Here is a 12,348-nt window from a genome sequence, read left to right as displayed (position 1 = left end):
GTACATTGCGTCATAATAACACATTTGACGGTTAATTACGAAAAACAGTCAAAAAAAAAGAAAGAAAAGAATCCCTATTATACCACTTGTAATTCTTATCTAAGAAACAAATTCAGAAGAAAATGATGGAGAATATGACTGCTAATCCGTTAAAAAAAATCAATTCAAAAATTAGAGATAAAATCTGGAATTCATTTGGTTTTGTTTCTAAAACGTATCTTTTAGAAGCTTCTTTAAAATACAGTGAAGAACAGGAAAGAATTTTTAATCAAATGATTGTTGAAACTGAAGCTAAAGATAAAAAAGCAAAACGTGAAGCTTTTGATAAAGCATTGTATGCTTCATACAAAGGAATTGGCGCTATGGATTTTATAAATACCGTATTAAAATAGACCCATTTTATAACTTTAAAAAAATTGATCCCTGCTAAATTAGCGGGGATTTTTATTTGAAAACAATTGAAAATTATCTCTAAAAAATCTATATTTTTGTTTTATGAAAAAGTACGAATATACTTAAACAAAGGTCGTAAAAAAGTAAACTATTAGAAAATGGAAAATACAATAGATTTAGAAAAGTATAAAATTCAAAAGCCTGAAAGCTGGGCTTCAAATATTGACGATAAACAGCTTGTTGACTATATTAAAGAATCTGATTTTTCAAGTAAACAAGTCGAAGAGGGAAGAGATTTTTGTTATTTCTTGGATAAAATTTATTACACCAGCGATACTGAAAATAGTGAATATGCTTGTGTTGCTTATACTTTAAATGAGCCTTCTAATTTAGAAAGTGCTTCTGTAATGGATATGGTCGTTGAAGAAAATGAAACTTATATTATACATCGAATCAGTGTTTTGAGAGAGGGCGTTTTGATTGATAAGATTCTTGATACTAAAATAAAGGTACTTGACAGCGAAAATCAAAGTGAGGGAGGAATTTTGAGCAGCAACAAAAAAGTAAATATTACTATTAAAGATCTTCGTTTATATGATGTTTTAATTTTAGAGGATTCGAGAATAAAAGTATTTACTGAGCGTGATTTTATGCGCAGGGAGTTCCTTAAGTATATTTGGATTAGTCCAAATAATTACTGGGCTTACGGCTCTTATAAATTCACTTTTATCAATGAACGTGAAAAGACAATTGCTTACAAAAAAACTTTTTTTAGAGATGAACAGGAAAATGTTTTAGAACCTGAAATTAATTATTTGAAAAAAGGTGAAAAGTTTACTATTGACAAAGAAAACTACATCAATTTTGTTGATACCAACAGAGAGATTGCTCCGTTTATTGATTTTGCAACGGATAGTAATTGGACTGATTTATCAAACTATATTTCACCTTTATATGAGGAAATTTATAGTAAATCTTCTTTAAAGGAGTTTGCTCCAAAATTAGCCGAAAAACTTGATGCTATTTCAGATAAAGATGAGCAGCTGCAGTTTGCAATTGACTATGTTCAAAATCATGTTTATTATGTTTATAATGCAGATGAAATGAATGGCCATAAACCACAAGAACCTGCTGTTACTTACGAAAACAAACAAGGTGATTGTAAAGCAAAATCGGTTTTATTGAAAGTCGTTTTAGATTATATCAACATCGATTCTTCGGTTGTTTTGGTCAACTTTAATTCAGATCATTACATTAAATATTATCTGCCGTCGTTATTGACGTTTAATCATGTAATTGTAAAAATCAATTATAAAGATGAAACCTATTTTATTGATGCAACTACGAGAGATGAATTTGGATTGATAGAAAACCGCGGTTACATTTATTTCATGCATTATTTGGAAGTGAAACCTAATCAACAGCTGCAAACTAAAAAGCCACACAGGTTTTCATATTATGGTATTAATGAGAAGGTAAATTTCACCGTTCAAAATGAAAAAGGAGAATTAAACCTTACCACAACTTACAAAGGAAATCGTGCAAATTATATGCGCAAGTATTTCAAAAACACTAATAAAAGAGAAATTATCGACAGTTGGAACAATTTCTTGTACTATACTTTGAATTATTCGAATGATCGAAACGGAACTGATATTAGAACTATTTTTAATAATGCTGTTATTGATATTGTAAGTGACGACAAAAAGTTAAACGAATTTACAATTCAATACAAGGCATCTGTCGATAATCCGTACTTTACAGATCCTCAGAAGAATCGTTTTTTAATGTATTTTGACCGAAATATGGTTAAGAATAATGCACGCGATTTTATGCATAAAGACATTTTGTTCTGGCATAATTTTGATAATGAAAAATATGAAATAAACCTTAGTAGTGATCAAAGAATAGATACAGAAGAAAAATTTACTGTTCAGGAAAGTACGATCAGCAATCCTTATTTTGATTTTACAAGCCGTAAAAAAATCACTAAAAATGGGGCTTCAATATTTATTGATTTCAAACCTTTGACAAACGTAGAAATTCCAGTACAGGAGTTCGAAAAATTTAGAACGGATCATAATACTATTGCTGATAGTAATTTTGGAATTGGCATTGATATTATCGAACAGGGTTTATTAAATCTTTTGAAATTCAATTTTAAAAAACGTCTTAAATAACAAAAATATATTAATAAAAAATGGGGCTTATTATCGCCCCATTTTTCTTTTTACACTATTTATAAATACTAATTCGCAAGCAATTCAAAATCTGATTTTAGTTTAATATCTGCGGATGAAGCTCCAATCATTACTTCAAAATCTCCAGGTTCAGCAGTCCATTCTAATTTATCATTGTAGAAAGAAAGTTTTTCTTTGTCGATTGTAAATTCGATTGTTTTTGATTCTCCTGCATTTAATTTGACTTTTTGAAAATCTCTTAATTCTAAAACCGGGCGAACAACTGATCCAAATTTATCTTTCAAGTACAATTGTACGACTTCTTCTCCAGCAGCTTTTCCAACATTTGATAATTGAAACGAAACTTTAATTGTCTCATTATTTTTCATTTTTACTGAAGACAGTTTCAATCCAGAATAATCGAATTTAGTATAACTCAATCCATATCCGAAAGGAAATTTAGGTGAGTTTTTTAAATCGATATAAGCTGAAACATAATTGTTTTGATTTTCGTCTTTGGCTGGTCTTCCAGTACTAAAATGGTTGTAATAAATAGGAATCTGCCCTACTTCTCTAGGAAATGTCATTGGTAATTTTCCTGACGGATTGTAATCTCCAAATAACACGTTTGCAATTGCATTTCCTGCTTCTGTACCTAACCACCAAGTATAAACAATCGCGGGAACGTTGTCTGCTGTCCAATTAAAAACAAGAGGTCTTCCTGCATTTATTAAAACTACAACTGGTTTTCCTGTCGCTTGAATTGCTTTTACTAAATCTTCCTGAACACCTGGCAAATGAATATCGCTTCGGCTTTTTGCCTCGCCGCTCATGTCACGTCTTTCACCAATACTTAAAATAACAACATCTGCTTGTTTTGCAGTTGCAACAGCTTCTGCAAAACCATCTTTGTTATCGCCGTCAACTTCACAGCCTTTTGCATAAAGCAATTTGGTGTTTTTACCAACTTTATTCTGCAAACCATCCCATTGCGAAACAATCCATTTATTGTAATCAACATTAGGCAATTCTACAGACCAAAAACCCATATTTTCTTTATACTCTTTTACCATCGGCCCAATAAAAGCGATTGTTTTTAGGTTTTTAGAAAGTGGCAGTGTTTGATTTTCGTTCTTTAATAGAACGATGCTTTTTTGAGCAACTTCAAGTGCCGCTTTTCTGTTTTCTGGATTATTTAAAGCTTTCTCTGCTCTTTTTTCGTCAGAATATCTATAAGGATCATCAAACAAACCTAATTCAAATTTCTTGCGAAGAATACGTTTTACAGCATCATCAACTAAGTCTATTGAAACTTTGCCTTCTTTTACTAATTGTGCTAAATTATTTTTGTAAGCAACGCTTTCCATATCCATATCACTTCCGGCAGTAATTGCTGAAAGTGCCGCTGCTTTAAGATCTTTTGAGTAGCCATGCGCCACCATTTCTCCAATAGAACCCCAATCTGAAACTACGAAACCTTGAAAGTTCCATTTTCCTTTTAAAATGTCACGCTGTAAATGAACATTTCCTGTAGCGGGAATTCCGTTTAAATCATTAAATGAATTCATAAATGTTGCGGCACCAGCATCTAAAGCAGCTTTGAAAGGAGGCAGATAAGTTTCCCACAACATTCTTTCGCTCATATCAACAGAGTTATAATCTCTTCCGCCAACTGCGGCTCCATAAGCAGCAAAGTGCTTTACGCACGCCATAACTGAATTTAAATCTCCTAATTTATTTCCTTGAAATCCTTTTACTCTTGCATAAGCGATTTTAGACGCTAGATAAGTATCTTCTCCTGCGCCTTCCATAATACGCCCCCAACGCGGATCACGCCCAATATCAACCATTGGTGCAAATGTCCAGTGAATTCCACTTGCGGCAGCTTCTGTAGCGGCAACTCTTGCTGCCAGTTCTATGGCTTCTAAATCCCAACTTGCTGCTTCTGCTAATGGTAATGGAAATGTTGTTTTATAACCATGAATAACGTCCTGCCCAAACAACATTGGTATTTTTAAACGCGACTGCATCGCTAACTTTTGATAATTTCGAGTAGATTCTACTCCTGTTACATTCAACATTGAGCCTACCAAACCGTTCTTAATTTCGGCTTGCTTATTTGGGTTAACGGTTATTGGTCCCGTTATTGAGTTGTCGTTGCTATATTGATTTAACTGACCTATTTTTTCTTCAATAGTCATTTTTTTCAATAAGGCATTTACTTTCTGATCGATTGTTTCTTGCTGTGCAGCCGCAAAAAATGTGACCATCAGTAAGAGGAATGTTGTTGTTGTTGTTTTCATGTGTTTTATTTTAATTACCAAACATAAGTTGCTACTGCCCCTGCATTTAAAGTAGTTGAAATTTGTTTTTGATTGTATTTTACATTGAATGTTTCTGCTGTATTTCCGTCATTTTCAACAATTAAAACAGTTTGTCCTGACGGTGTTTTGAATGCAGCATTGTAAAGGTTTCCGCTGATATTACTTCCAATTCTGATCGATCCTTCGGGTACAAATTTAGAGGCATGGCCGATAATATAATAGCCTACTTCTCTTTTAATATTCTGATTTTGATCGATCATTAAAGCACCTTTGCAAGTCGAACATCCTCCTGGCGTAAATGGTTTGTAGAATTCGTCATTTGCTAATCCCCACGAAAGTGCATTTACACTCCAGTTACGCATTGAACCGATAACTACATTTTTTACGCTCCATTTTAAATCAGACTCAAAACTGCTTCCTGATCCTGTGTATTGTTCTGTAAAATACAATTTTTTATTTGGATATGCATCGTGAACTTTAGACAGGGCACTGATATCTCCTTCGTATAAATGAAATGCGGAACCTGCAACATAAGGCAGTGCTTTTGGATCATTTAAAATAGTTAAGGGATATTCTGGTTTATTGCAATTGTGATCGTAAACTACAATTTTGGTTTTAATTTTTGCTTTCGCAAAAGCGGGACCTAGATTATTTTTTATAAAATCTACCTGTTGTTCTGCAAGCATCAATAAACTTGGATTATTCCCTGGATGTAATGGTTCATTTTGCGGTGTAATGGCATCAATTACAATTCCGTGCTCTTTCATGGCTTGAATGTATTTTACAAAATACTCGGCATAAACCTGATAATATTTAGGCTGTAAACTTCCGCCTTTTGAGCTTCCGTTGTCTTTCATCCAAACCGGCGGCGACCACGGTGAACCCATAATTTTTATTTGTGGATTTATGGTTAAAATCTCTTTTAATAATGGTACCACATCGTTTAAATCTGGACCAAGATTAAAATGTTCTAGTTTTAAATCTGTTTGGCCTTCTGGCATATCATCATACGAAAAAACTTTTTCATTTAAATCTGAAGCTCCAATACTTATACGCAGGTAACTTAAACCAATGGCATCATTTTTTCTAGAAAACAATTCTTGAAGCAAGGCTTCTTTTTTTGCTTTATCTAGTTTTAAAATTGTCTGAGCACTTCCTCCAGTTAACGAAAATCCAAAACCTTCTATGGTTTGAAATTTCTGAGAAGGATTTACTTCAATGGTCTGGTTTGAATTAGTTTCGGTACTAAAAACTAAATCGTCCTGTTTTTTAAGTTTTGATGTTTCATCTGATGTTGTAATCCAAGATTCTGCTTTTCCTGAATTGCTTGCAACATTTTTTGAAGATCCGCATTTTATCTGTACTGCAATAAGAGGCAGTAACAGTAAAATTTGGAGTTTTTTGTTGATGTTTTTCATATTTAATCTATTTCTATTAGAACAGGTAAATGATCCGAAGGATATTTTAAATCTTTAGAATCACTTAAAACTGCGTGTTTTTGAACTTTAAGCCCGCTGTTTTTCGATATAAAAATGTAATCTATCAATAAGGTTACAGGCTCATTGTGTTTGAAATTATTGAAAGTTCCAGATGGACCAAATGGTTTTTCTTTTGAAACATCTCTAGTATCATCCATTACTTTTTTAATTTCAGCAATCTGTGGTGTATTTGGCTCTGAATTAAAATCTCCCATTAAAAACACCGGATATTTTTTTGTGTTTATTGTTTTTATTTTTTCTAAAACTACCTGTACGCCTTTAACTCTTGCTACTTCTCCCATGTGATCAAGGTGAAGATTAAACACGTAAAATGTTTTTTTAGTTTTTAAATCTGTAAAAAGTCCGTAAGTACAAACTCTGTTACAAGCGGCATCCCAGCCTCTTGAAACTACATTTGGTGTTTCTGAAAGCCAAAAAGTATTGGATTCTTGAAGCTTAAAACGATCTTTTTTGTAATAAATCGTGCAGGCTTCTCCTGTTCCTCCTTCTTCTCTTCCTATTCCAAATTTGCTGTATTTTGGCATACCTGATTCAATATCAATTACTTGACTTGGTGTTGCTTCTTGAACTCCAAAAATATCGGGGCTGTAAAATTGCACTTGAGACATGAAATAATCCTTACGATTTGGCCAGGCATTTTCTCCATCTGAAGCAACATTTAAACGAATATTGTAGGTCATGATTTTTAAATTTTGACCATAAAATGCTCCGCTTACTAAAAGCATCATTACCACTAAAACAATTGTATTTTTCTTTTTCATATTTAAAAAATTTTGATCCGTAAAGCTAATGTTTCCTTAGCCTTAAAGAAAAAAACTTATTTAAAAGTTATGTTAATTATATACGTTAGGATAATCAATACTAAATATATCATCACGTTTTATTTTATTGTTTTACTTTGTTTCTTAAACAAGAAAATTGATATTTCTTTTTACTTTTTTGAATTTCCTTTTTTATTCTCTGAAAAATCTAAATAGTTTAAATTAAAACCTCCTTTTTCAAAAACGGCTTTAATCTTGTTTTGTCCTGCATTCAATTCGACATCAGTTAAGATTATAGTTTTCCATTTTTCACTTCCGCCAGTTGCTGGCAGTGTTATCGATTTTGACATTCCTTTTTCGGTTTCTAAATGAATTTTGCCTTCGGCTTTTTCGCTTGAATATCGTATAGCAACATTGTATTTATTCTGCTTTTTAACTTCGGTAGTAAACTGCAGCCATTCGCCGTCTTCAATAAATGAAACTTGATAACCATTTGATCCTGCGTCTTTGCATGGCAGAATATCTACACCGTCATTTCGCATTGTATTTCCTTTATTCCAATCTTCAAATTTGTTAGTTTCAACTCTGTAATTCACAAAATCTTTATCGGAGTATGCGTAACCGTTTGTTCCTAAATCATAATGTGTGGCCGCAATTTTTCCTGGAATTGCATTTTTTTTATACGCCTTTGTATCGTTTGTCTGCACTTGTCTAAACATGGCGTCGATTACATCTGGTTTAACTGTTACGTTTTCCATTTTATAATTATCTGCCATTTTCATTAATGTTTTTTTAGAAAAATCTACAGCAGGTTTTTGTCCGCCGTCTTTCCAATATTTTAGTAAAACATCATATTCAGGAATTTTGGTAACTGAAGTTACGCCTGCAATATTTTCGATTTTTTTCATTGGCCAAAATGCCCATCCAATATTATTAGTTTCCATCAGCGTAAGCGCATCTTTAAACCAAACATTAGAGTTTTCGCCGCTTTCGCCTAACCAGATCGGTACGTTGTACTGTGTTCTATAATCCAGCATTTTCTGAATTGATTCTTTGGTATTATAGTTCCAATATTTATGAAAGCTCAATGCCATATTATCATCCCATAATGGAAAAATTCCGTTGTAATTGTTTCCCCAGCAGTTTCCTTCAATAAATATTAAATGGTTTGTATCGACTTCGCGAATTGCTTTAGTAACAGCAACCATAAGATCTCTTAAAGGGCCGTTTGAATTTTCGTCACAGCCATTTTTGTTTGTCCCTGTAAAATTCCAGTTAGGTTCATTAATAATATCATACGCTCCAATCCATGGATTGTCTCTATATCGGGAAGCTAATTTTTTCCATAAAGCGATCATTTTTTTCTGATTGGCTTCACTTTCCCATAATGATGGTTTTGTAGTATCGTAATCAGAAATTGCGGCATCATTTCCTTGTCCGCCTGGAGCAGCGTGTAGATCTAGAATAAGATAGATTTTGTTTTCGGCACACCATTTCAGCAAATTATCTGTCATTGTAAAACCTTCTTCTATCCAAGTGATTTCACCATTTTTTTCTTCTTCAATTGGCGGTGTATATAGATTATAATGCATTGGCAGACGGATTGAATTGAAACCCCAAGCTGCTAACGAATCCACATCTCTTTTTGTTAATCCGTTTGCTTTGTACGCTGCATAAAACTCTTTTGTTCCCTGCTCGCCAATGACGTCCTGAATTTTCTGCTTTATTATATATTGCGGACTGGCAAAGGGCTGTGTCTGCATCATGTATCCTTCCTGTACCATCCACCCGCCTATACCAAGACCTCTTAATAGAATATTTTTTCCATTACCATCAACAATTTTTTGCCCGTCTCTATGTAAAAAACCTTGTCCTGCAACGGCAACGGTAAACAAAAGCTGTACTGCTATTATTATTTTTTTCATTTGAAAACTATTTATTTTTTACTTGATTTTTATTTCCAAGTATAGGTTGCGACTGAACCTGCTTCTAAAGAGGTTGTGATCCATTTATCATTGAACTTGATATTGAAAACTTCTACAGCAGTTCCGTCATTTTCAACAATTAAAACTTTTGAACCTGACGGCGTTAAGAATGCCACATTTTGAAGATTTCCACTTGTATTACTAGCGATTCTAACAGAACCTGCTGGAACAAATTTTGAAGCATGCGCAATAATATAATAGGCAACGTTGCGCTGAAAATTTTCTGTTGATGTTACTGTTAAAGCTCCTTTGCAAGTATTGCATCCACCCGGAGTATGAGGCTCGTAATTGCTATTGTTGGCTAAATTCCATTCTAGTGCATTCTTGCTGTAGTTTCTCATTGAACCAATAACTACATTTCGCATATGCCATTTTAGATCACCTCCAAAATTCCCTGTTGAGGCTGTGTATTGCTCTGTGAAATACACATTTTTTGTTGGATAAGCATTGTAAACATTGGATAATGCGCTTATATCTCCTGCATACAAATGAAAAGCTGATCCGTCTATAAAAGGAAAAGCATCTGCATCTGCCAAAATTGCTTTTGGATAGCTTATATTGTCGCAGTTATGATCGTAAGTAATAATTTTGACATTTAGATTTGCTGCTTTGAAGGCTGGACCTAAACTTGTTTTTATAAAATTCGCCTGCTCTGCTGCCGACATGTACATACTAGGATTATTCCCGTCATGTAAGGGTTCGTTTTGTGGTGTTATGGCATCAATTGTAATTCCTTCAGCTTTCATTTGCTGAATGTATTTTACAAAGTATTTGGCATAAACATCATAATATTTGGTTTGCAGTTTTCCGCCTATAAAGCTGTCTTTATCTTTCATCCACAAAGGTGCAGACCAAGGAGTTGCAAGTATTAAAATTTTAGGGTTAATGGCTAGAATTTCTTTTAAAAGAGAAATTACTCCTGCTTTATCTTTATCTAAACTAAATTTCACCAAATCTAAATCGGTTTCTCCTGCAGCTAGATCGTTATAAGTAAAAGGAGATGCGTTTAAATCTGAAGCTCCTATACTTATTCTTAAGTAACTTACTCCTATCGAATTTTCGCCTGAGCCAAAAAGTTCCTGCAATAGAGCACTCTTTTTTGACGCTGTTAATTGGTTAATTACTTCAGCGCTTCCGCCTGTCAGTGTATAGCCAAAACCATCTATTGTTTGATATTTTTGCGATGCATTTACTTCGATATTTGGATAGATATTGTATGTGGTTCCAAACCCTAAAGTTCCAGATTGTTTTGCCAGTAAAACACTTTGGTCTCCTTTAGTCAGCCAAAAATCGACATCGTTTGTAACAACAACTGGAGGCACAACAGGAGGTAGAACTGGTCCAGGATCTGCGGCATCATTTGACGAAGAGCACTTTACTTGCGAAAATACCGCCAATAGAAAAAATAGTGCTTTTATTGTTTTTTTAAAGTTTAGTTTCATTTTTATATTTTTTAGCCTGATAAATACCATATTAAAATCTAATCAACTTGTAATAGAATAATTCGCAATCGCTTTTACATTACCTCAAAAAATATTTTTACTTTCAAATACAAAATAAATGAGGGTCGAAATGGATGATTCAAATCAACCCTCTCATTTACTTAAAATGCTCTAATACACTAGTGTTTGTATTGCATGAGCTGGAATTTTAACGATCGTTTTTTCAGCTCCAATAATTAAATTGTAATTCATTTCTTTATCTGTTTGATTCATTACAATTGTTGCCATTGTGCCATTGGTATTTAAAAAAGAAGTGCTGAACAATCCGCTTCTGCTTACTGCAGTGCTTACTCTTACGGCATTTAAGCGAATGAATTTCGAGAAATGCCCGATATAATAATAAGATGGTGTGTAGATTAACTCGCCTGTTTTTGTATCAGCATGAATTGGAGCGAAACAAAAATTACCAACGTGATTTGGTCCTCCTTTTTCATCTAAAAGAATATTCCAATCCGTCCATCCTGCAGTTCCGTTATTAAAATCATTAATCATAGAGATTCCGTATCTTTCTCCATTTGCCCAGAATTGATATTTTTTAGCATCAAATTTCTCTACGCAGCCTTCTGTAAATAATAGTTTTTTATCAGGATATGCCTCGTTTACTTTGGCAACATTATCAAACATTGAAGTGCCGCCAGACCAGTTTTCGTACCAGTGAAACCCAATTCCCCAAACATATTTTGATGCTTCTGGATCTGAATAAATTACGTTTGCTCTGTAGTTCATTAAATCACGATTATGATCCCATGCAATGATTTTTACTTCGCCTAGTTTTTCTTTTTTTAATGTTGGTCCTAGAAAATTTTTAATAAAATCTCTCTCGGCTTCAGCAGAATAAATACATGATTCCCAGGTTTGGGTCGCCATTGGTTCGTTCTGTGTAGAGGTTCCCCAAATTGGAATTCCTTCTTTCTCGTATGCTTTTATAAACTTTACATAAAAATCTGCCCAAGTTTGGTAGTATTCTGGCAATAAAGTTCCGCCTTTCAAGACATTTTTATTGCTTTTCATAAAAGCATTTGGCGACCATGGCGCAACGTAAGTCAATAATTTTCCACCGGCAGTTTGAATGGCTTGTTTGATTAATGGAATACGGTATTGTTTGTCATGTTCAATAGAAAATGTTTTTAAATCTTTGTCATCCTCTTTGATATAGGAATAACTTTCACTGCTAAAATCAGAACTTTGTATTGTTGTTCTTAGCAAAGAATAGCCAATTCCTTTTTGTTTATCATAATAGGCATTTAAAAATTCTGTTTGTTTTTCTTTTGAAAGTTTGGCAAAAACTTCGGCACTTGCGTCAGTTATTGCGCCGCCGATTCCCATAAAAGTTTGGAATTTTTTTGAAGGTTCAACAAAAACGGATACTTCTGTTTCCAGAGGTTGTTTTGCAGCCGAAAAGGATAAGTTATCTGTTGATGTTAGTCTTAAATTGGTGTTTTCAGCAGTTGTATAAACCGTAACTTTCTTTCCATTGGTTGTAAATTCTTTCTTTGCTTTTGTCTGCTGGGCAAGTGCTGACAGCGAGAACAAAAAGCATAGAATTTTTAAACTATTTTTTTTCATTCTTTCCTTAAATTATTAAATTCTAAATAGAAGTTTTTATTTCAGAAGCTCTTTTTCTGACCGTTTAAGGATTTAAAAAATAGCCCATACTCATAAATGATTATGGGCTATTTGCAACCAAACTTAAACTTAACTTAA

General features: G+C 33.5%; 8 protein-coding genes. 2 read left to right on the top strand and 6 right to left on the bottom strand.

Features of this window, described 5'->3' with window-relative positions; translation table 11 throughout:
* Positions 1 to 122 precede the first annotated feature (122 nt).
* Positions 123 to 392, top strand: coding sequence for a hypothetical protein (locus tag B0A81_RS07965; protein ID WP_233207171.1), 270 nt, complete (start codon positions 123 to 125; stop codon positions 390 to 392).
* A gap of 159 nt (positions 393 to 551) precedes the next feature.
* A complete protein-coding gene (locus tag B0A81_RS07960; protein WP_089057527.1) occupies positions 552 to 2,573 on the top strand; it encodes a hypothetical protein in 2,022 nt (673 codons plus the stop codon).
* Positions 2,574 to 2,641: 68 nt separating this feature from the next.
* On the opposite strand, the gene B0A81_RS07955 is transcribed toward B0A81_RS07960, so the two are convergent.
* From B0A81_RS07955 to B0A81_RS07930, 6 genes are all read right to left on the bottom strand, one after another.
* Positions 2,642 to 4,876 (bottom strand): glycoside hydrolase family 3 N-terminal domain-containing protein, encoded by a 2,235-nt coding sequence (locus B0A81_RS07955; RefSeq protein ID WP_089057598.1) that lies wholly within the window; start codon positions 4,874 to 4,876, stop codon positions 2,642 to 2,644.
* 14 nt (positions 4,877 to 4,890) lie between these two features.
* Positions 4,891 to 6,315, bottom strand: a complete 1,425-nt coding sequence (locus tag B0A81_RS07950) for a glycoside hydrolase family 30 protein (protein WP_089057526.1) — start codon at positions 6,313 to 6,315, stop codon at positions 4,891 to 4,893.
* A gap of 2 nt (positions 6,316 to 6,317) precedes the next feature.
* The gene (locus B0A81_RS07945; RefSeq protein ID WP_089057525.1) at positions 6,318 to 7,157 is read right to left on the bottom strand and encodes an endonuclease/exonuclease/phosphatase family protein; all 840 of its coding nucleotides are present in this window, start codon (positions 7,155 to 7,157) and stop codon (positions 6,318 to 6,320) included.
* Between the two features lie 170 nt (positions 7,158 to 7,327).
* Positions 7,328 to 9,082: a cellulase family glycosylhydrolase gene (locus tag B0A81_RS07940; protein WP_089057524.1), complete on the bottom strand. Its 1,755-nt coding sequence runs from the start codon at positions 9,080 to 9,082 to the stop codon at positions 7,328 to 7,330.
* A 29-nt stretch (positions 9,083 to 9,111) separates the two neighbouring features.
* Positions 9,112 to 10,584, bottom strand: coding sequence for a glycoside hydrolase family 30 protein (locus tag B0A81_RS07935; protein WP_089057523.1), 1,473 nt, complete (start codon positions 10,582 to 10,584; stop codon positions 9,112 to 9,114).
* Between the two features lie 171 nt (positions 10,585 to 10,755).
* The gene (locus B0A81_RS07930; protein ID WP_089057522.1) at positions 10,756 to 12,210 is read right to left on the bottom strand and encodes a glycoside hydrolase family 30 protein; all 1,455 of its coding nucleotides are present in this window, start codon (positions 12,208 to 12,210) and stop codon (positions 10,756 to 10,758) included.
* Between the last annotated feature and the right edge of the window lie 138 nt (positions 12,211 to 12,348).

It is taken from the genome of Flavobacterium plurextorum, assembly GCF_002217395.1.
GTDB classification, from domain to species: domain Bacteria; phylum Bacteroidota; class Bacteroidia; order Flavobacteriales; family Flavobacteriaceae; genus Flavobacterium; species Flavobacterium plurextorum.
The sequence above is the reverse complement of the archived record's forward strand: the minus strand, read 5'-3'. Positions and strand labels throughout refer to the sequence as shown.

Bases quoted from the DNA above. Each gene is read 5' to 3' on its own strand.
- B0A81_RS07930 (WP_089057522.1), bottom strand. From the start codon at position 12,210: ATGAAAAAAAATAGTTTAAAAATTCTATGCTTTTTGTTCTCGCTGTCA.
- B0A81_RS07965 (WP_233207171.1), top strand. From the start codon at position 123: ATGATGGAGAATATGACTGCTAATCCGTTAAAAAAAATCAATTCAAAA.
- B0A81_RS07960 (WP_089057527.1), top strand. From the start codon at position 552: ATGGAAAATACAATAGATTTAGAAAAGTATAAAATTCAAAAGCCTGAA.
- B0A81_RS07950 (WP_089057526.1), bottom strand. From the start codon at position 6,315: ATGAAAAACATCAACAAAAAACTCCAAATTTTACTGTTACTGCCTCTT.
- B0A81_RS07935 (WP_089057523.1), bottom strand. From the start codon at position 10,584: ATGAAACTAAACTTTAAAAAAACAATAAAAGCACTATTTTTTCTATTG.
- B0A81_RS07940 (WP_089057524.1), bottom strand. From the start codon at position 9,082: ATGAAAAAAATAATAATAGCAGTACAGCTTTTGTTTACCGTTGCCGTT.
- B0A81_RS07945 (WP_089057525.1), bottom strand. From the start codon at position 7,157: ATGAAAAAGAAAAATACAATTGTTTTAGTGGTAATGATGCTTTTAGTA.
- B0A81_RS07955 (WP_089057598.1), bottom strand. From the start codon at position 4,876: ATGAAAACAACAACAACAACATTCCTCTTACTGATGGTCACATTTTTT.